Annotated in this window: 18 protein-coding genes and 1 tRNA gene; 8 read left to right on the forward strand and 11 right to left on the reverse strand. The window is 58.4% G+C overall.

Annotation, left to right across the window (positions count from 1 at the left end):
- Window positions 1-363: 363 nt before the first annotated feature.
- Together PQR53_RS15270 and PQR53_RS15275 are read left to right on the forward strand one after the other, a co-directional pair.
- Window positions 364-1,803, forward strand: coding sequence for a hypothetical protein (locus tag PQR53_RS15270; RefSeq protein WP_408455116.1), 1,440 nt, complete (start codon window positions 364-366; stop codon window positions 1,801-1,803).
- 450 nt (window positions 1,804-2,253) lie between these two features.
- Window positions 2,254-3,411: a helix-turn-helix domain-containing protein gene (locus PQR53_RS15275; protein ID WP_408455119.1), complete on the forward strand. Its 1,158-nt coding sequence runs from the start codon at window positions 2,254-2,256 to the stop codon at window positions 3,409-3,411.
- Between the two features lie 13 nt (window positions 3,412-3,424).
- Here the strand turns inward: PQR53_RS15275 and PQR53_RS15280 are convergent, their stop codons facing one another.
- Window positions 3,425-4,318 carry a hypothetical protein gene (locus tag PQR53_RS15280; RefSeq protein WP_408455122.1) on the reverse strand — a complete coding sequence of 298 codons (894 nt, stop codon included), beginning with the start codon at window positions 4,316-4,318 and terminating at the stop codon, window positions 3,425-3,427.
- A gap of 414 nt (window positions 4,319-4,732) precedes the next feature.
- Here PQR53_RS15280 and PQR53_RS15285 point away from each other — a divergent pair, with 414 nt between their 5' ends.
- The 3 genes from PQR53_RS15285 to PQR53_RS15295 all read left to right on the forward strand — a co-directional run bounded on the left by PQR53_RS15285 (window position 4,733) and on the right by PQR53_RS15295 (window position 7,259).
- A complete protein-coding gene (locus PQR53_RS15285) occupies window positions 4,733-5,116 on the forward strand; it encodes a hypothetical protein (protein WP_408455125.1) in 384 nt (127 codons plus the stop codon).
- Between the two features lie 127 nt (window positions 5,117-5,243).
- Window positions 5,244-6,542, forward strand: a complete 1,299-nt coding sequence (locus PQR53_RS15290; protein ID WP_408455128.1) for a Spo0J and IME4 domain-containing protein — start codon at window positions 5,244-5,246, stop codon at window positions 6,540-6,542.
- 342 nt (window positions 6,543-6,884) lie between these two features.
- A complete protein-coding gene (locus PQR53_RS15295) occupies window positions 6,885-7,259 on the forward strand; it encodes a hypothetical protein (RefSeq protein ID WP_408455131.1) in 375 nt (124 codons plus the stop codon).
- Window positions 7,260-7,279: 20 nt separating this feature from the next.
- On the opposite strand, the gene PQR53_RS15300 is transcribed toward PQR53_RS15295, so the two are convergent.
- From PQR53_RS15300 to PQR53_RS15330, 7 genes are all read right to left on the reverse strand, one after another.
- Window positions 7,280-8,257 (reverse strand): replication initiation protein, encoded by a 978-nt coding sequence (locus PQR53_RS15300; RefSeq protein WP_408455134.1) that lies wholly within the window; start codon window positions 8,255-8,257, stop codon window positions 7,280-7,282.
- Window positions 8,258-8,322: 65 nt separating this feature from the next.
- A complete protein-coding gene (locus tag PQR53_RS15305) occupies window positions 8,323-8,952 on the reverse strand; it encodes a hypothetical protein (RefSeq protein ID WP_408455137.1) in 630 nt (209 codons plus the stop codon).
- A 3-nt stretch (window positions 8,953-8,955) separates the two neighbouring features.
- Window positions 8,956-10,353, reverse strand: coding sequence for a tyrosine-type recombinase/integrase (locus PQR53_RS15310; RefSeq protein ID WP_408455140.1), 1,398 nt, complete (start codon window positions 10,351-10,353; stop codon window positions 8,956-8,958).
- Window positions 10,354-10,461: 108 nt separating this feature from the next.
- A tRNA-Gly gene (locus tag PQR53_RS15315) sits at window positions 10,462-10,535 on the reverse strand.
- Window positions 10,536-10,619: 84 nt separating this feature from the next.
- Window positions 10,620-11,183, reverse strand: coding sequence for a YggT family protein (locus PQR53_RS15320; RefSeq protein WP_408455143.1), 564 nt, complete (start codon window positions 11,181-11,183; stop codon window positions 10,620-10,622).
- 225 nt (window positions 11,184-11,408) lie between these two features.
- Window positions 11,409-11,729: an EthD family reductase gene (locus PQR53_RS15325; RefSeq protein WP_408455146.1), complete on the reverse strand. Its 321-nt coding sequence runs from the start codon at window positions 11,727-11,729 to the stop codon at window positions 11,409-11,411.
- A gap of 77 nt (window positions 11,730-11,806) precedes the next feature.
- Entirely contained in the window at window positions 11,807-12,745 is a 939-nt protein-coding gene (locus tag PQR53_RS15330) for a Rossmann-like and DUF2520 domain-containing protein (protein ID WP_408455149.1), read from the reverse strand.
- Between the two features lie 766 nt (window positions 12,746-13,511).
- Between PQR53_RS15330 and PQR53_RS15335 the strand changes: the two genes are divergently transcribed.
- Complete coding sequence (locus tag PQR53_RS15335; protein ID WP_408455152.1) at window positions 13,512-13,799, forward strand: hypothetical protein; 288 nt, start codon at window positions 13,512-13,514, stop codon at window positions 13,797-13,799.
- Window positions 13,800-13,941: 142 nt separating this feature from the next.
- Window positions 13,942-14,907, forward strand: coding sequence for a threo-3-hydroxy-L-aspartate ammonia-lyase (locus PQR53_RS15340; RefSeq protein WP_408455155.1), 966 nt, complete (start codon window positions 13,942-13,944; stop codon window positions 14,905-14,907).
- An 81-nt stretch (window positions 14,908-14,988) separates the two neighbouring features.
- Here the strand turns inward: PQR53_RS15340 and PQR53_RS15345 are convergent, their stop codons facing one another.
- Window positions 14,989-15,666, reverse strand: a complete 678-nt coding sequence (locus PQR53_RS15345) for a LysE family translocator (protein ID WP_408455157.1) — start codon at window positions 15,664-15,666, stop codon at window positions 14,989-14,991.
- Between the two features lie 127 nt (window positions 15,667-15,793).
- Window positions 15,794-17,362, reverse strand: a complete 1,569-nt coding sequence (locus PQR53_RS15350; protein WP_408455160.1) for a UbiD family decarboxylase — start codon at window positions 17,360-17,362, stop codon at window positions 15,794-15,796.
- A gap of 609 nt (window positions 17,363-17,971) precedes the next feature.
- Between PQR53_RS15350 and PQR53_RS15355 the strand changes: the two genes are divergently transcribed.
- A complete protein-coding gene (locus PQR53_RS15355; RefSeq protein ID WP_408455163.1) occupies window positions 17,972-19,168 on the forward strand; it encodes a transglycosylase SLT domain-containing protein in 1,197 nt (398 codons plus the stop codon).
- Between the two features lie 198 nt (window positions 19,169-19,366).
- On the opposite strand, the gene PQR53_RS15360 is transcribed toward PQR53_RS15355, so the two are convergent.
- Window positions 19,367-20,563: a pyridoxal phosphate-dependent aminotransferase gene (locus tag PQR53_RS15360; RefSeq protein ID WP_408455166.1), complete on the reverse strand. Its 1,197-nt coding sequence runs from the start codon at window positions 20,561-20,563 to the stop codon at window positions 19,367-19,369.
- Between the last annotated feature and the right edge of the window lie 77 nt (window positions 20,564-20,640).

Raw genomic sequence — 20,640 nt, forward strand, 5'->3', positions numbered from 1 at the left:
CCTGTGTCGCTGGTTTGCTGTTCAGGGGCTGGGGAACCCAGAGATATCGTTTATCACTGTTTACCGTGATAAAGGGTGACCTGGCTTAGGTTCTGCGTCGTTCGGCTTCCTATACTAATACCGGATATTTTTCGGATAGCAAGGGTCATCCGACGAACGGTTTCGGGAGCGTGCCGCTGGAGCGGTATCCTCGAAATAAATTGATTGACAACGTAGTCAGCTAATATGTCCGACTAGTGAATAAATGGCCGCACGGGTGTATTTGATCCATTATGCATTCACGTTTGCTTTCAATAATATATGACGGCGCTTTCCGCGACATACGCGCTTCCCGCATATTGGTCAATCACGACGGAGAATTAGATGGGTGAAGCACGAAAAAGGGGAAGTCTAGAGCAGCGATTGGCTGCTCTTTGGGCAGAGCACGGCGTGAAACCGTGGACCATGGAGCGGTACAACGCTTTTGTCGCATGGACTCGCTCGCCCATCGTGGATCTATTTGGTGAGGAGCTGGAGTTCTTTGCGAATCGTGCGGAGACGCTAATCGGTGTACTTGTACTCGATCTGACGGATCGTGACTATGGTTTCGTAGTGCTGGGTCGAGACACGAAGGGGCGCTTCCGAGCGATCGATGTAAAAGTCAGCATGAACCGGACGGACGCACGACATGCGTTGTTTACGTCGATGAGCGATCTGACGGCGAGCGGTGACACGGTTTTTGCTCAGGGAGACGAAGCGGAGGACAATGCGAGCGTCGACCTCTTTACTCCGATAGCCCAACCTGAAGAATTGCATCCGTCATTCGAGCTTTTGCGCGGACATGATGTATGGATTCCTGCAAGAAAAATCATGTCTGAAATGATGCACCACTTTGTAGATGCAGACGGCAACTTTGTGCAGCAATTTCAAACCACAGCGTTTGACGCACGTATTTGGGAGTTATACCTATACGCAGCGTTGCTGGATCTCGGACTTTTCGTGGAAAGGCCTGATCCTGCACCAGATTTTATGGTCTCTCGTGGGCGACAGAAGGTGTATATCGAGGCGGTCATCGCTGGCCCATCGCCGAAAGATCAGCCGGTTGAGGAGGACGAGCATGGTGCTCCGAAGCTACGTTCCCCAGAGGAAATTCGTGAGCTTTTGAAGACACGTGTTCCGATCCGATTTGGAAGTGCCCTTTACTCGAAGTTAAATCGAAAAAATCCCTATTGGGAGTTGGATCACGTTAAGGGAAATCCGCTTGTCTTTGCAGTTGCCGATTTTCACGAAAAACGCTCTATGACTTGGACATCGCCTGCGTTACTGGAGTATCTATACGGCGTTACTCATGATTTCATTTTTGACGAAAATGGAAATCTGGTAATTACACCAATTAAGATCGAAACGCACGAGCATGATGGGAAGACGATTCCGTCAGGATATTTTCTGCAGGAGAAAGCGGAGCATGTGAGCGCTGTTCTGTTTTCGTCGTCTGGCACGTTGTCGAAATTTAATCGTATGGGGAAGCTCGCTGGTTTCGGCGTAGGAAATCACCAGATGTTCCGAGTCGGTGTGCGGCATACCCACGATCGGAATGCGGCTTTGCCAACTGGATTTTTTAAAGAGATCGCTCCGAACAAAACTTCCGAGTCTTGGTCGGAAGGATTGTCGATGTTCCATAATCCTCGCGCCCTGCACCCGATTGACCCAGGCATGTTTCCTGGGGTCGCGCATCACTTTTACGACGAAGGCCAGATAACGAGCTTGTTGCCGGAATTCCATGTCTACAGCTCCTATACATGGAATATGTTGATAACTGACTGATAGGGTGCCATGTACATTGGCTCAGAAGACACCGGTTGGTTGCGTCGGCTCGCTAATCTAAGACGTCATAGGGGAGCAGATGATATGGCTCGTCTACGGCGAGGGGATCACCCGATAGTCTGGCAGTTCGCGCCTGAGGTTGCCCCCTGCTCGGGGTTTGTGCCAGCCCGATGCGTGCAACATTGCGTTCCGAGCGCGGTGGGTGGCAGAACGCGATTGTTGGTCGGGGTTGGTTGACGGTTTCTTGCTCGATGCTGCCGCTTATGCGTTTGGTTCTGATACAGACAAACGGCGTCTTTGGGGTCGAGCGAAGCCAGATGGGGAGACCCTCTCGATGCAGTCGCAGAATACTTGCCGCTTGAGCGGTAGCCTACCGCTCAAGCGGCAAGCAATCGGATTTCTGAGTATTCTCCAGTCAGTCAAAACTTTCTTCCATCCCGCATATCTTGTATGACATCCTTCGAGATTCGACTCCGACTCAGCCAGCTTCCCGCCGAAACCCTACTGAGTAGCGCCCATGTTGCCGCATTGGCAGACACGTTGCTCCCTATACCAAAGCCTGAGTCGCTCGCCGGTCGGCGGATAACCGAAGCCGACTTGGCTAATCTGCTTGGGGAGCCCGAGTCGACGTTGCAAGGTTGGCACGCAGCAGGGCAGGGATCACGAATCCGTTACCGTGCCGGTGATATCCGTGAGTGGCTGGAACGCCGCGCAGTGCCGCATGGTTTGCCTGCCGATGCGGACCAGTTCGAAGAAGACGGCGAAACCTATGAATGGGGTGAGCCAGTTCCCGCCATTATTGTTGACGGCCGGATGACCGGTGTCTTTGCCAAGCTGGACGAAGAGGTTGAGCCCGACGGCTACGAGATCCTGCGAATCGCCTCGCCGGTCGTCGCGGCCTACTCGCCGACGAACCTGACGCGAACGCAGTTTAACGATCTGCTGAAGGTGGTCGATGCACTCGGGACATTCGGGCAGGAAATGTCAACTTCGCCCGACAACGCGGCGGCGACCTTCGACCAATGGCAGGACAAGGCAAGCCCTGACGCGCGGCTCCTGTTTCTGCGCATAGCGCTTGGTCATGCAACGGGCATCGCTAGTGATGTGCTGACAACGATTCCTGCCGAACGGCAACAGCGCATTAATCCAGCAGAATGGTTGTATAGGCTGTGGCTGGATCATAGCTTTTGCGCACTCGATATGGGCGGTTTGCAAGCCATGCTGGATCAACAAACTGCCGCGCTGAACCGGAATGCAATGGTCGCTAAAAGCGATGGCGTTATCGTATTTCACGGAACGATCGCACACCTGCTTGCGGACACGACGGGAGCATTTTTCAATCTTAAGTCGCCTGTCGAATGCGACGGCCCGTCGTGCCATCAGTCATATACCCAACTGCTCCTCAGACTGCTTCGCAACGGCATGCGCACCGACCGCCCGAATCGCGACAAACAGACTGCCGAAACCATCGGCGAACAGATATATGCGGACAACCCAGAGTCGGGCTGGTTTTGCTATCTGGTGCCGAAATACGGCCTTAACGACAAGCTGGAAACCGAGTTGCCGGTCAAATCAGGCGGCGTCGATACAACCATCACGAAGGTTTAGGTCCGTTGCCTGCCTACGGCTGATCGGGACCGGACGATAGTGGCCGGAGCCCGAGTTCGTCTCGCACGCGCACGGCGGATGCCAGATCCTGCCGGGCGAGATGGAATTCAATCGCAATGGTACCGACCAGATCCCGGACACCCTCGAAGATGCGGTGGTGTTCGAGCATCGATTTGACAGGCCCGTTGATCAGGTTGATCGCCATTGACTCGAAAAAGTCCGCATCTTCGCTTTCTACCATCGCAAGACGCCAGGCAGTCAGAGCCAGCGCGAACCGGTATAGGGTCGGCTGAAAATATCCGTCGCTGATCGACCGCATAAGGGGATTGTCCGCTGTCTGCATGGGCCTGTGTCCACTTCTGGCTACCGCCCATGCGGCAGGCTCGGCAAATTCGCTGAGGACCGCGTCGGTGCGTGAGCGCATTCCGCGCTCAATTCCCATGTCGTCCAGCATGTCGTCCAGATATTGCGCGAAATCGGCATGTTCTTCGAGTGGGCGCCACAAGGGGACGTTCATGCGATCCTCCTCCGGTCCGACGTCAAGGACGAGCCTTGCACCTCGGCAGATGCTGTTCTGCTCGACGAGGCTGATCGCGGCTGCGTCTGGGGCTCGCTCGCCAGTGCCATACCGACTCCATGAAAGCTGCGGCAGCTTCTTGAACGGATCGGAAGTCGGATTTTTCTTCGTCCACTCGATGCCGAAAATCACGCGGTTCAGTTCGGCATATCCCTTCGCGCCAGTCCTGCGCATCAGATCAACGACCCATGCACGGGCCCGCATGCCGTCGAAAATCGCACGTGGCTTCTGTCCTGACTGAGCCGGTTTTGACTTGCTTGAACTATCTGATTTCGGATCGTCAGTATCCGTCGATGCCGCTTTCTCCGTGCCCCTTCCCTTGTTCGCCATGCTCTGCGCCACTCCATTATCACGGGTAGCCATTTTAATGCGCGCATGGCTACCATGCGCACAATCGTTATTTGCGGGCTTATAGCTCATCCTTTGCGGACCGCACAACGGTTAGGCCGAAGCGTCGTGAAGCAACAGCGGGACCGGATACGCGATGCTCGCACGGCGGTCATGCACGCAATCGTTATTTTCGGACTGATGGCTCATCCTTTGCGGATCGCACGATGGTAAGCAGAAACGCCGTGAAGCATTTGGAGGCTCGAAAAGCAATGCTCGCACGACCGTCATGCTGACACTGGCCCCCAAGGCAGCGGTGACGGATCATTTCACTATCGACACGACGCAGACGAAACCCGGGGATGTTCGAGACGCCAGTGAAGATAACCTAAACCTTTCATTTACAGGAGAAACAGTATGAATAAGAAAGCCAAGCAACTGAAAAAAATCGACCCATTTGCGGTCCCAGCCGACGGAGAAACGTATGAGATCACCGCAGTGGACTGCAAGTCGAATGGAATCGGATTCAAACGGCTTCAGATCATCCACAAGGGCCAGTCCTATCCGGCCCTCCAGGTGGCGGACCTGGCTCGCGGAATTGTCTTCGTGGCGGTGGACCGGCGATACGACAAAATCCATCGCCAGTTTGGCGAGGATTGTCCACTCGTTGTCATGCTCGATCGCACCATGGAGTACCAGAAATATAGCGGTCTGAGCAATGCCGAACTTCGTAAACAGACAGTGAGCGCGGGCCTGGAGTTGTTGAACTGCGTGTTTGAGCCGACAGAGGTTCAGAGCTAAAGGTAGTCAATGTTTAGGGGAAGGCATCTTTCCATAAAAGTAGTAGTCCTATGTAGTTGTTGTATCCACATTCCCCTGTTTTCATAGTGAAGGCAGGGGACTTCAGAATCTAACCTTGGAGGTTTATATGCAAGTCATCAATCACGATGTGAATATTTACGAACAGTTTGAAGTCCACTTAGCCGCAGGCCTGTTTCCAGCCATGCGCGACGATGAGTTCGCCCAGTTGAAGGCCGACATCCGACAGCATGGCCAGAAGATGCCGATCCTTGTGTATCACAACAAGATCGTGGATGGCCGTCAGCGGCTCCGTGCCTGTCGCGAGCTTGGTGTTGAGCCCGTCTATGTGGCGATCGAAGATCTGGGCATGCCTGTGCAATCGTATGTTGTCAGCCAGAACCTGCATCGCCGTCACCTTGACGACAGTCAACGGGCGATGATCGCGGCTCGCCTGACGAAAACCAAGGTCGGTGCGAACCAGCATACCGCTCAGGCGGTATCCCAGAAACAGGCAGCGGCCGATCTGAAGGTGTCGGTCGACTCGCTGCAACGGGCCGGCAAGGTTATTCAGTCCGGTCATGAAGGGCTGATCGAGGCGGTCGACTCGGGCAAGATCGATGTCAGCAATGCGGTAGCACTTGCGAGTCTGCCGCAGCAAGAACTGGACGAACTGGTGAAAAAGGAAGCAAAGGATATGCTGGAGCAGGCGAAACAGGCTCGTGCAGACGAGCGCGAGCGACTGCGACAGGTAAAGCTGGCCCAGCTCGATCATATGCGAGCCACGAACAAGCCTTTCGACCATTCTGTCGGCACGTTCAATGTGGTGTATGCGGACCCACCATGGGACTACCTCCCTCAATTGAGTGTGGGCTATCCGACGATGAAGCTGGACGAGATCTGTAATCTGCTTCGTGACAGCAAGGCGGTTGCATACGATGCCGTACTGTTTCTTTGGGTACCTGCCTCGCTCATGGCGGAAGGGCTGAAGGTGATTGAGGCATGGGGATTCAAGTACCGAACCCAGGCGATCTGGCACAAGGGAGGAAGCGGCATGGGTCCATATTTCCGTGTGAACCATGAGGTGCTGATGCTGGCGACTCGTGGCAACACCATGCCTGAAGTTCCGGCCGAATCACGGTTCACTTCGGTGTTCCAGTACGACCGCCGTGTGCACAGCCAGAAGCCGGATGAGTTTTACGAAGTGATCGAGACGATGTACCCGGAACTCCCGAAGATGGAGCTGTTTCGCCGTGGTGTGCCGCGCGACGGATGGTACTGCTGGGGCAATGAAGTTCAGCATGGTCCAATCGCCCAGCTTGAACAGCAGATCATTGATGTCATCCAGGTTGAACAGGTGGCTGGCGATCCGGGGCATGTTTCAGAAATGGGCAATGCCTCAAACGATACGATGCTGGAAGTGGCATAGCGGGACAACATCCTCTGCCAGTGAGCACATCGCGGAGTGATTGAAACAGGTAGGTTGAAGGCTGATGCAGTAAAAGAATGGTCGAAATGTGCTTCGGCCATTTTTTATTTGTATTTGCCCTTTGGGCTAGCTATTTCCTCTTCTGTTGCGTCTGGATCTATCTTTCCCCTTGGTTTGCCGGCCGCCAGAGCGGTATGCTGCCGTTGGCTGGACGCTGACGCGATCCAAGCATGCGGGCTAATTACCTGATGTACGCCGTGCCGGTCGAAAAATGGTGATTTCTTCGAGACCAGATCAACATCACAGATGAGGCAGTGAATGCGTAGGACATTGCAGAACCCAATGTTGCTAACCATCGCTACGTTGCTGGTGGTCGTAATATCCATCCGTTCCGACATCGGAGCCACGTCGTGGATGTGGTTTCAACGATCAGGGGCAGTCGTTGTTCTAACCGGTGCATTGCTCGGCTATCGGAGCATCATTCGGCTCGGCAAGCAGGGCGTTGGAGGCGCATCCTTGCATTGGGGTAAAGCCACGATTCTGTCAGTGGATGATTCAGGGCCCGTCCAGATGTTAAAGATCAAATTAGACGCCGAAACAGCGGAACGCCTCCGGCAAGATGAACTGGACAAAAGCGCGGGCTATGTTGGCGTCTGGATGATGGTTCTCGGGACGCTGATCTGGGCATACGGCGATCTGCTTGGGAAGGTGTTCTAGTTGCCGGGCACACCAGGGGCTTATCCACGAAATCCCAGATGGGCGACTGCTTCGCCATAGTATTTGCGCACGGTCTTGATGTTCATGCCCGTGTGTTCCATCAGCAGGCGGGGACTAAGTTCGTTACCGTAGGTCGGATGCAGACGGGTAGCGGCCGCTATCAGCGTTTCCAGGGATTTCTGCCTGCGTACGGCATTGGTGTATTCGGCGCCGCATCGCATGCGTTCAACGGCGGGTTCGTCGGCGAAGGTGAGGACACGCTGGCGATAGTGAAGTTCGTGGCGCTTTTTCCACGTTCCAGAAGCCACTGATTTCGCTGTCGCCTTGACCTCGGAGTAGGGAAGCGACACGTCGAACGTTTCATCTATCTCGATGGCTTTGGCCAGCACCTCACGGTGCCATGCTTCGGCATTTACATGCGCGTGTACCGCACCGTAGGCCCAGAATCTGAGGGTGTGGAACAGTTCGTCATTCCTGCCTCGGAAAGCAATATCGTCGGGTAGTCGTTTGGTAGTGGACCGTTTTGGCAGTTCGATCCATTCTGTCAAATCGGTCAGATCGTAGCGTGTCGGGAATGTGATCACTTCCCATGCGGGATGCAGGGGATTCTTGGTCAGGGTGTGATTGAAGGCCGTATCCGCAGATAGTCTGGATTCCATCTCCGACTGGATTGCCTCAAAGTAGTCCTGTGGCGCGCTGCGGCTGGTCTCGTGGTAGGCGACGGGGGTATTGAGCCGGTAAAGCATGTGGCAATGCCCGTTCTTCCGGTTCACGGTGATGATGGTTGGGGCTGGCAGGTTCACATCTTCAAAACGGAACGCGGATGCTGGCTTGTCGATGTCAAAGCTCAGATAGGCGCGGTAGACAGGGTTCAGGCCGCAGTACGCAAACTGGTCAACCTTCTCGCGCTTGCGAAATTTGGTGCCTTCGGCGAAATCGTTGGTGGTGACTACGGCCTCATTCAGATGGTTATAGAATTCTTCGAGTTGTGGATTCATTTCTTTTGTTCGTTGTTCTTAACAACAAACAAAATTGACGGCCTTAAGTCAAGGCCAGTTGCCTATTAAATTGCTTGGGCGGCTGCTTCCTCTGGCTCCGGAGTATTTAGAATTCCCTGAAGCGCCTGGATTGCGGTCATCAGCGTACCCTCTTCGCGACGATCACCGATCTGCGGGAAGACACGTTGCAATGTGCTGAGCCCCCACCATTGGCCGGCGCGGGTATCCAGATTGGCAACCGGGACCCAGAGCCATTCGTCGTAGTGACGAACCTCGATCTCGTAGGCCTGCGTCTCGGCATTGATTCGCAACTTGCAGCATCGAAGGTATGTGCTTGGTCCGGTTGCCTGGCCGGTCGCGACTACGGGACTGCTATTCAGGTAGATGAGAACCAGCTCTTTGTAGATTTCCACCTGCTCCCGGATGTCATCGAAAAGCGCCGATGACCAACCACTCCGATACTTGATCTCGACTAGATACTTCGTTGTCTGTTCTCGATTCATCACCACGAGGTCTGGAAGGGCTCGCATCGCCTTGGGATAGTCGAGTCCCGCATATTCCAGTGCCGTCAGACAGGCCAGCTCGCGCACCAGATTTTCAATCCCTGAGTCGATGACGCGATACCCCGCGTCATCGAGGATCGCTCGAACGATGCCTTCGCTCAATTCCTTCTTGATGCGACTCTGAAAGTTCATCGCTTAAAACACCGTAAAGGACAAGATGTGGTTGAAGTTGGTGAAGTCGAGACGGTCATGAAAATCTAGCGTATCGATCGCGGTCTTCAGAGCGGGCATCGGGATCGGGTGTAAATAAAGAAAGTGGGCGTTTTGCTTGTCAACGTGACCGGTCAGCTGAAAGATCGTGCTGGTGTTGACATTCAGGGTCGCGAGGCGGGTAATGACCGTGTGTCGAAGCGAATGGAAGCAGGTGGTGGGGTCTTTTACACCCATCTTGACGAGGTATTCGGAGAAGCGCCTAGACAGGTTCTTCTTGGTTCCATTGTGCCCATCCACGAGATACCAGAACAGTCTGTCGTTGTCGCGATTTTTGACTTGAGCGGAGTTCTTTACAAAGTCGAGGAAGCCGAGTTCGATCAATTTCGCATGGACGGGGATGTTTCGGTTTCCCGCATCGGTCTTCGCGTCTGAAACGCGGAAGAAGACTACGCCGTCCTGTTCCTTGATATCGCTCAGTTCAATAGAGGTTGCTTCCTCGATGCGCATGCCAGAGTACAGGCACATAAGCGGACCCCAGAAGTAGTCCGGTTTGATCGCGAATTTTCTATAGTTACGCCAGTCGAAGATAACCGTCAGATCGTCGTCGTAAAACATTTCGCGCTTCTTGATATTGTTCTTCGCGTGCTTGATGAACATGCCGTCTACCGGGTTTTCCTTCGCATCGCTGTAGCCGTTGCTGCTGGAAAACTGAAAGAAGCTTTTAAGGTGCGAAAGATACTGGTTGATCGTATGGGCGACCTTGCCTTCATTCAGCATTCGCGTCTTGAACGACTTGATGTCTTCTTTGGAATAATCATCCACGACTCGATCATCGGCCTGGCCGAGGAAGAGTTTGAGTGACTGCTGGTGCTTGTACACGGTCGCGGGAGCAAGGGTGGCTTCTGCTTCCTGCATGTACATTGGCACAACCTCACTCATTTTCCGCACGACGCGTTTTGGTGAGGCAGCCGGGGCAGCAATTGCCGCCGGAAGTGAGGCGGCGGGCTGGGCATTTGGCGCAAGGTGCTGGGGCTCGCCGGCAATTCGAGCTGACATCGAGATTGATCGCAGCTTCGCCATCTGTTCAAGGATTTTCAGGCCGCGCTCCTGCTCGTCTGCCGTATCCGCCTCGAAGACCCCTTCGTCCAGATTGATTTTGATAAGTTGCCTGATCTTGCTCAGGTCGATCGGTTTGCTCATTTCGATCCCGTAGTTCAGCAGCGTGGCCATGGCCCGCGCCTGTTTCTGATTTCTGGTCCGAAGCGAAGTATAAATGCTTGTCTGATGAATCGCGCTCGCGATGCGACGGGGCAGCGTGAAGCGGAAATAGAAGATGCCCGTCTTGTTGTCACGGACGAGGCGAGGGACTTTGATTGGCACTGGAATGGCTCCAAGCGCCTATTTCTTGAGCAGACTGTGGGTGCGAGGTGTGGGTGGGATTCTCCATCACCATGCTCAGAGCCATATCTGGCGGGCCTGAGAGGGTTTTGGAGCGGGCGATGGGAATCGAACCCACGGCTCTAGCTTGGGAAGCTAGGGTATTACCATTATACGACGCCCGCAGAGCGCACGATTCTACTCGGGAAGGGGCGGTTAGCGCAAATCGCGCTGCCGCCCGCAAGCCCAAGCAGCGCACAAAGCGCCATTCAGATCACGAAGTACGTCAACTGAACGGCCGCACGCGTGACCACCATCAGCAGTACCTGCACAATCACGAACAGCAGAATCGGCGAGAGGTCGATGCCGCCGAGTTGCGGCACGACACGGCGCAGCGGATTCAAAAACGGCGCGGTCAGCTGGTACAGGATCGGCATTGCCGCCGAACGCGGATTGAGCCATGACAGCAGCGCCATCAGGATCGTCATCCAGATGATCAGATTCAGCGCCCACTTGATGAGCGTCAGCACAGCCACGATCAGCAAGGTCGGCGCGAGCGTGAGGGGATCGGCGCCTGTGAGCACCACCATCAGCACCACGTACACGATTGCCGCCAGCAGCGCCGCGACCAGGCTGGCCCAGTCGATATTGCGCGTGCTGTGCAGGATGTGCCGCAAGGGCAGCACGATCCAGTTGGTGGCTTGCAGTACAGCGTTCGAGACAGGGTTGTACGGCGGCAGGCGCACGACTTGCAGCCATGCGCGCAGCAGCAACGCGGCGCCGAACAACGTAAAGACGGTATTGAGCAGAAAACGGGCGATATCGCCAAACATCTCGTGTCCTTATCCTTCGAATGACGGCCGTCGTTCAGCCGCAAGGTGCCGGCGCTGACCGATCGGGGGCGCCGGCAGGTTCATTTGGATTGCCCGCGCCGTTCCCGCAGGAGGGCGCGTGACGCGTCATAAATGGGGACGCGGTGGATCAATTTCCAGACGTTCGAGTCAGGTTGGCCGGCGAACCGCATGTCGACAAACCGCACCCACACCCGGCCACGGATATCACACAGAAATCTTGATTTCGCTGATCAGAATCGCGCCGTTGCCACCGTCCGTGTAGTTCGGGATATCGGCAAGCAACTGCTCCGAAGCCGGCTTGAAGACTTTGTAGAAGTCGTCCGTACTATCGAACAGGAAGTGACCCGCGGCGACGTACGGCGGCGGCGTTCCCGGCGGCCCGGCGTTGATGCCGACGTCGACCGACCAGCCTTTCAGCGACGGTCCGAACAGTTTCGCTGCGAGCGGCATGTGCGTGGCGCAGTAATACTCCACGTCGAAGTGGCCGTTTTCCCGATATGGATAGAGGATGCTGACCTTGATCATTGTGCGTTCTCGTCTGTTGGTCCCGAAGCGCGGCGCTGGCGGATTGCGCGCGGCGCCGGACGTCACATTATCATGCCTTACTTGACGCTTGCACCTGCTGCCGCCTGATTCAGTGAGCGGCCCAGCGATTCTTCCACCGCCTCGGCAATCGCCTCGATGGCGGCGGGCGGTTTGGCGCGGCGTTCGGCCAGTCCAACCGCGCGCCGCGACAGCAAGCCGTACAACGCGGCATGGTCGCCGCCAAGGCTTTCCAGCAACGCCAACTGCTTCTCCAGGACACCCGTATCGCCGCGCGACACGGGGCCGGCGAGCGCATTGGGCAGGCCCTTGTCGCGGGCTGTTTCGATGGTGCCGGACAGCATCGGCAGCAGCGCCCGCAGCGCGTCGTCTTCGGCGAAACCTAGCGTGCGCCACAGGGCGACGCATTCTGCGAGGCTGCACAGCGCGAAACTCGCGGCGTAATGCGCTGCGGCGTGATACAGCATGCGGCCGCCCGCTGGGATCGACAGCGGATGGCAGCGCAGAGCGACGGCCAGCGCCGTCAGGGCGTCCTTGAGCGTGCCGTCGGCCTCGATCGTCACCGAGCAGCCGGCGATCCGTTCGAGGTCGGCGAGATCGCCGCTAAAGAGGTAGAGTGGGTGAAAACCGCCGATCGCGGCGCCTTGGGCGCGCGCCGGCGCCAGCAACTCCACCGGCGAGGCGCCGCTGCAATGCACGAGCGCTTTGCCGTGTGGGCCGCTCGCGGCATCGGCCTTGAAGCGCAGTGTGTGTGCTGTCGTACCGATGCTGTCATCGGGAACGGCTAAAAAGACGATATCGGCGGCGTCGACCACCTGTTGGGGATCGTCGAATGCCGCGCAATGCTCGATTTGACTGGCGAGCCGGCTGGCCGAGGCCGCCGTGCGGCTCGCCACCGCCGTGACGGGATAGCCGGCGCGTGAAAAGCTCAGCGCGAGACAGCGCGCGAGCCGCCCCGCACCGATGAAGCCAAGGCGCGGCAGAGAAGGCTGGGACATGGTTGCGTGCTCCAGACGGGTCACTTGAACGGGAAAGCAGAAGTATCGCGCATCCGTCCCGCTGCGGTGCGTCCAGGCGCCGGCATTCCTCTGATCAGTGCGCGTGCGATATGGCGCGCCCGGTGGGTCATCCGGTCGCACGCGCCCCGCGGGTCCGAAAACTGCTCACAATTTCTTCATGAGCCGGTTTGGCAGTTGCTGTTCTGGGTTTTTCGTCTCGCAGTCAGATTCGGGAGGTAACGATGAATATTTTTTCTTACCGAAAGCATTTGCGGTTCTTGACGCATTCGCAGCGCCGTCGCTGGTGGGATCAGAAGAAGCGCTTGACGCCACGCGTACGCATCAGCGGCGCGTATGTTCCGCCTAACGTCTCCAGAGAATTCGCCTATGTGAAGGTAGGCTGAAAATACCGTTTGCTCACGAGCAAGAGATGCCCGACGCGATTGCGCCGGGCATTTTTCGTTTGAGCCGTCAGGATTGAAGCTAATTTGTAATCAAAGATTACTGACAAGTGGACGCTTGAAGGGGCGGGCGCCGCAAGGCAGTGCATTCGCTTGCGCTCGACCGCTGGCAAACCCTTGGTTGTCAGTCCGTTGCAGCGCTGGTCCGGGCGGGGCGGCGCCGAGGCAAATTCCGACCTTTTGCCGTCGATTGCAATTTGCAACAAATGCGAACATCCGTGCGCAGTCTTTTTCGATACATTGGTTTCGTAGCATGCAAGGCATGCGAAGTTGGCGACCTTGACCGGCCGCGCCAGGAGAACAAAGTGAAAAAGATCGTTCCGTTTGTCGTTGCCGCCGCACTCGGCGTGGGGTTCGCTACTGCTGCTGAAGCGCACGTTTCCGTGGGTATTGGTATTGGTATTCCGGTCGCGCCGGCCTATCCGGTTTATGCCGCGCCTCCGCCGGTCTACTACGCGCCGCCCCCGCCGCCGGTCTATTACGCGCCGCCGCCAGCGGTCGTGGTGGGTGGGTACTACGGTGGCTATGGCCGTCCTTATTATCACCACGGCCATTACCGCGGTTATTACGGCCACGGCTACTATCGCCGCTAATCGAAGAAGCGCGTAGGAAAGACGGCGCAATGCTGGCGTAATTGCCGGGTTGCGCCGTTGGTGTTTTTACGGCGGCATACCAAAGCATCGGCGAAGCTGGGAGAATGCCTGTTTCCGCCACCGCTTCTGGAGAGTTTTGCCGATGCAAGCGCTTCCCGCTCCCTCTTTCGACGACGTACTGGACGCCGCTGCGCGTCTTGAAGGCGTCGCCCACCGCACCCCCGTTCTAACATCCAGCACATTCAATGAGCGCACGGGCGCGTCGGTGTTTTTCAAATGCGAAAATTTTCAACGCATGGGCGCCTTCAAGTTTCGCGGCGCCTACAACGCGATTTCGCATTTCGACGCGGAGCAGCGCAAAGCAGGCGTGCTGACGTACTCGTCGGGTAACCATGCGCAAGCGATCGCGCTATCGGCGCGCCTTGCAGGCATTCAGGCGACGATCATCATGCCGCACGACGCGCCCGCCGCTAAAGTCGCGGCGACCAAGGGGTATGGCGGCGAAGTAATCAGTTACGACCGCTACACCGAGAATCGCGAAGAGATCGGCCGGCGGCTCGCCGAAGAGCGCGGCATGACGCTGATTCCGCCGTACGACCATCCGCACGTGATCGCCGGGCAGGGCACGGCCGTGAAGGAATTGATCGAAGAAACCGGCCCGCTCGACATGCTATTCGTTTGTCTTGGCGGCGGCGGCCTGATCGGCGGCAGCGCATTGTCGGCGGCGACATTGAGCCCGGGGTGCACCGTGATCGGCGTCGAGCCTGAGGCCGGCAACGACGGCCAGCAATCGCTCGCGCGCGGCGAGATCGTGCATATCGACGCACCGCGCACGATTGCCGACGGCGCTGCCTCCACGCATCTCGGTGACTACACGTTCGCCATCATCCAGAAACTGGTCGCGCGGATCGAAACCGTCAGCGACGAACAGTTAATCGAGACCCTGCGTTTCTTCGCTCAGCGCATGAAGATCGTGGTCGAGCCGACGGGTTGCCTGGCCGCGGCTGCGGTGCTCAATGGCATCGTGCCGGTGAAGGGTAAGCGCGTGGGTGTGGTGGTGAGCGGCGGCAACGTGGACCTGGCGAAGCTCGCACAGTATCTCGCCTGATAGCCGGCATTTAGCTTTCCGCCGCACGCTGCACACGGTGGAATCGACGGAAGACGGCTCGCCCTGGCGAGCCGTTCTTTATTAGCTTGCCACCTGTGCGGTCTGCACGATCAGATCGCGATATCCGTTCACGATCACGCTGTACGAGAAGTACGCGAACAGCAGCGCCGACAATACATGGCAGGCGCGCAGCAAACCGGTGCCGGCGCGTTTGCGACCGTGGCTGCCGAGTCCGCAGATAAAGATCGTCCAGCACAAGCCGCCGAGGAAGAAGCCGCCGAGGAACACCGGCGCGGTCGTCACGCTGGTGGCGCCGGCTTTCGCGATCAATGCGCCGCCGACCGCGGCGAACCAGAGAATCGCCGAAGGCGACGACATCGCCAGCAACACGCCGCGCAAGAACCCGCGCCACGGGGAAAGATGCGGCGCGCTGGCATCCGTTTCGCCGGCAACGGCAGGCGCGGACGCCGGGAACAGCGCTTCACGTGCCATCTTCCATGTGAGAAACAGCAGGATCGCCGCGCCGCCGATCCACACCACCCAGCGCACCGATTCGAACTGCAGCAGCGCAGCCATTCCCGCGAGCGCGAGCGCCGCGTAAACCAGATCGCCGAGGCAGGAACCGAGGCCCAGCCAGAAGCCCGGTTTGAAGCCGTGCGACAGCGTCAGCGAAATCATCGCGACGTTGACGAGACCGATATCCAGGCATAGCGACAACGACAGAAAAAATCCATCCGACATCATTGAAAAGGCATGCATCCGCGCAACTGCTCCATCAGTTTTGTTATTCAGACTTGTTCTGAGCGCGAGCGATCCGGCGTGTGGCTGGATCGCTTCGATGCCAACAGAATCGTGAAATTCAACGGTGTAATTCGAGGCCGTTTTTCTACAACCCCAATTCGTTCCACAAGGTATCGATGCGCTGTTTGACCGCAGCATCCATCTCGATCGGGCGGCCCCATTCGCGATCGGTTTCGCCGGGCCACTTGTTGGTCGCGTCCAGTCCCATCTTCGAGCCGAGGCCCGCTACCGGTGAGGCGAAATCCAGATAGTCGATCGGCGTGCGATCGACCAGCACGGTGTCGCGCGCCGGGTCGATACGCGTGGTGATGGCCCAGATCACTTCCTTCCAGTCGCGGATATTCACGTCCTCGTCGACCACGACGATGAACTTCGTATACATGAATTGCCGCAGGAAGCTCCACACGCCGAACATCACGCGCTTCGCGTGGCCGGGGTAGCTCTTCTTCATTTGCACGATCGCCATCCGGTAGCTGCATCCTTCGGGCGGCAGATAGAAATCGGTGATCTCGGTGAACTGCTTCTGCAACAGCGGCACGAACACTTCGTTGAGCGCGACGCCGAGCACGGCGGGTTCGTCCGGCGGTTTGCCGGTGTAGGTGGAGTGATAGATCGCGTCGCGCCGCATCGTGATGCGCTCGACCGTGAAGACCGGAAACCACTCCTGCTCGTTGTAGTAGCCGGTATGGTCGCCATAGGGACCTTCCAGCGCGTGTTCGTAACCGGCCGAAGCGCCCTTGACCGGACGCGGCGGCGCACCCGCGGGAGCGGGCGGCGGCGTGCCTTCCTGCGGATAGATGAAGCCTTCCAGCACGATCTCCGCGCGCGCCGGCACCTGCAAGCCGTCGACGCCCGGCGTGATGCACTTCGCCAGTTCGGTGCGGCCGCCGCGCAGCAGCCCGGCGAACTGATATTCGGAGAGGGTGTCGGGCACCGGCGTGACCGCACCGAGGATGGTTGCCGGATCGGCGCCCAACACGACGGCCACCGGATACGGCTTGCCCGGATTCTGCAGCGCGAACTCACGGAAATCGAGTGCGCCGCCGCGATGAGCGAGCCACCGCATGATCAGTTTGTTACGCCCGATCAGTTGCTGGCGATATATGCCTAAATTTTGTCGGCTCTTATTCGGGCCTTTTGTGACGGTCAGACCCCAGGTGATCAACGGGCCTGCGTCGCCCGGCCAGCAGGTCTGAATCGGCAGCTTGCCGAGGTCGACATCATTGCCTTCCCAGACGATTTCCTGGCAGGGCGGTGCGCTCACTGTCCGGGGCGCCATGTCCCAAACGGCCTTCGCGAGCGTGAACAGTTTTCCGGCGTCCTTGAGTCCCTTCGGCGGCTCCGGTTCCTTCAACGCGGAGAGCAGGCGGCCGACGTCTCGCAACGACTCCAACGCGGCGCCATCGCCTGCGCCGGCTTGCGCGTCGATACCCATGCCGAGCGCCACGCGGCGCGGCGTGCCGAACAGATTACCGAGGACCGGAAACGCGCGCTGCTGCTGGCTCTCAAACAATAACGCCGGACCGCCGGCGCGCAGGACGCGGTCGCACACTTCGGTCATTTCCAGGATCGGCGAGACGTTTTGCGAGATACGGCGCAACTCACCGATCGTTTCGAGACGGCCGACGAAATCACGCAGGTCTTTGTATTTCATCTGGTGCGGTAAATAGCCGCGCAAGCGGCGAAAAGGGCGGGCGTAGCAGAGCTTTGCGACGCCAAAATGATTGTCGATTTTACCTGTGTTGGCTCGCGCACGTAGCTCGGCCAAATGGCTTACCGTTCGACGAGGAATTGAGATAGCTCAAGAAGCGCGCACCGCGCGGTTTTGAACGGACTGAACACTGTTCATTATTACAAATAGTTATACATTTGCTCATCTATAGTGTTGACGATCTATAAAACCCTGCATAGAATCCGTCCACATTGGTTGCAGGGCGTGAACCTTTTTACCACTGCCCCCGGTCCCATCAGACGCAACGCGTCACCGTTTGCCGATCCCCTGCACGGTATTTGACGGTCTTATAGAAGTTCTCGCCAGCGCCAACTGACGCTGGTTTTTTCGCGTGGGAGCTACCGCCTGCATGTTTTTTTGGCATGCCGCGGGCCTCTTTTCAAGATGGCGCCCCACAAACGGTATTTGCCGTTTTCCCGACGTCGCAGCTGCCCTAACCAGACAGAGCGCGCGATGTCTTGACTCTGCGAACGTGTGTTGCCGCCTGTTCACCTGGCGGGGTTCGCGGATCATGCAACATGGGAGATCTGAATGAACGCCTGGTTATCGTGGCGTCCCGATGAGCGTATTGCGCAAGTTGTGCGTGGTGCGTTGCGTCGCGGGACGCGAATGAGTCATCACCTGTTCAGCATCGTCGGCGGTATCGCTGTCGTGCTGGCACTTACGCTGTGGCTGATGCCGGCCTGGCGCGGCGCCTTGGCCGCCAAGCTGATGCCGGTCATCTCCGCCGCTGTGCAAGCCGGTCCTGCCCGCCTGCTGCAGGGCAATCCCTTGCCGGCCTTCGGACCGCCCGGCGCGTCCACTGACGATACGACGCTGTCCGCGAATTCGACCAGTAGCGACGCCGCTGGCGGCGCGAACAACGGTGGCAACGGCAACAGCGGCGTCATCGCCAGCAACACTAGCTATGACGGCGCCTTCGACGGCACCGGTACGTCCGGTATGGGCGTGGCTGCGCTGAACGGGCTCGACCCGCGCACCATGCAGAGCGTCTCCGCGCTGGCCCGGCTGATTCCGGCGCAACGCGTCTCCGCCGACGCACGCGATGATCGCGTGCTGGTCTCCACCCGCGAGCAGGATCTGGTCGCGTCGTACCTGGCGCGCCGCTATCGCGTCGCTCAGGAGCCCGTCGGCGAGCTCGTGAAGGCCGCGTTCGACACCGGCCACGAGGTGGGTCTCGACCCGCTTCTGCTGCTGTCCGTGATGGCGATCGAATCGGGCTTCAACCCGTACGCCGAGAGCGGCGTGGGCGCGCAAGGTCTGATGCAGGTGATGTCCAAGGTTCACTCAGACAAATTCCAGTATTTTGGCGGCGAGAGCGCCGCGCTTGAACCGGTTGCGAACATCAAGGTGGGCGCGCTGGTGCTGAAGGATTGCATCGCACGCGGCGGTTCGCTGCCGGGCGGTCTGCGTCTCTATGTCGGCTCGACCTCGCAGGACGACGGCGGCTACGGCGCCAAGGTGATGGCCGAGCGTGGCCGTTTGCGCGACGTGGCGCGTGGTCGCAAGGTACCGATCAACGCACCGCAGGCGCCGGTTCTGACCGCGTCGAACACGGCTACGGCTGCCGCGGCGTCGGCGACTAACGGCAAGCGCGTGCAGGTGACGCTCGAAAGCAGTCATCCGCTGAGCACGGCATCGCCGGTGAAGGCGCCGGTATCCGAACAGGACGACGCCAGCTCCAATGCGACCAAGCATGTGGCATCGGCTTCGGAGTTGGGCGCTTGAGGTTGGTATAACGCCGGTCGTCAGGCGCGAAGGCAGCAGGTATAAAAAAGGACACCAGGTCGGTGTCCTTTTTCTTTTGGGGCGCGCTGAGGCGCTGGCGCCGCGCGCGGCCGTGAAGCGTTCGTCGGCGTGATGTCGCATCGTGCTTTGGCGGGTTCTTGAGCGACTCAAACCTGCGCTGCGCATGCCTTTATTCTGTCAATGCCGTCCAAAGAGCTTCGCCAGCCGCTCGACCGCTTCCTCCAGCTTCGGCAGGGCGGTTGCATACGACAGCCGGATGTAGTCGTTCGGCGCGTGCGTACCGAAGTCCATACCCGGAACCAGGACCACGCCCGCGTCGTGCAGCATCGCTTTGGTTAGCGCCGCACTGTCTCCGGCCGCCTGATGCTCAACGGTGCGGCAATCGGCGTACACGTAGAACGCGCCGTCGGGCATCACCGGCACCGAAAAGCCTAGCGACTCGAGCGCCGGCGCAATGAAGTCGCGGCGGCGCTTGAATTCGAGGCGGCGCGCTTCGTAGATCGCGATGGTGTCCGGTTCGAAGCAGGCGAGCGCCGCATGCTGCGCGAGCGCCGACGCGCAGATGAACAGATTCTGCGCGAGCTTTTCGAACGCGCCGACCATACCGGGCGGCACCACCAGCCAGCCCAAACGCCAGCCGGTCATGTTGAAGTACTTTGAAAAGCTGTTGACGGTGATCACGTCGTTGCCGAACGAGAGCGCCGAGACGGGCTTCGCGTCGTAGCTCAAGCCCTGGTAGATCTCGTCGACGATCGTAAAGCCGCCACGCGCCCGCACGGCCTTGACGATGCGTTCGAGTTCCGCCGGTTCGATCGACGTGCCGGTCGGGTTCGACGGCGACGCTAGCAGCACGCCACGGGTGCGCTCGTTCCACAGACGCTCCACATCGGCGGCGGTCAGCTGAAAGCGTTCGGCCGGCCCGCTTGGCACCATCACCGGCTTGCCTTCGGCAGCAATCACGAAATGACGGTTGCACGGGTAGCACGGGTCGGGCATCAACACTTCGTCATCGCGATCGACGAGTGCCGCGCAAGCCAGCAGCAGCGCGGCCGACGCGCCGGCGGTGACGACGATCCGCGCTGGATCGACGCTGACGCCGTAGACCTCGGCGTAATGCGCCGAGATCGCCTCGCGCAGCGCGTGCAGGCCAAGCGCATTGGTGTATTGCGTGACGCCGCGGCGCAGGGCGCTCGCGGCTGCTTCGATGACCGGCTCGGGCGCGGTGAAATCGGGTTCGCCGATGCCCATGTGGATGATGTCGCGCCCATCGCGCTCGAGTAGCGCGGCTTCCTTGGCCAGTTCCATCACATAGAAAGGCTGGATGGCGTCAACGCGGGCAGCAAGCCGCACCAAGGGTTCGGTCACGGAGTTCATACGATCAATCCAGTTCAGTCGGAAGCAAAAGCGGGACGGCGCCTGGCGCATGGGCGCAGCGGCGTCTTTACAAGCGC

Origin of the sequence: Paraburkholderia fungorum (genome assembly GCF_046027605.1) — a bacterium.
In the GTDB taxonomy this organism is placed as follows: Bacteria; Pseudomonadota; Gammaproteobacteria; order Burkholderiales; family Burkholderiaceae; genus Paraburkholderia; species Paraburkholderia fungorum_F.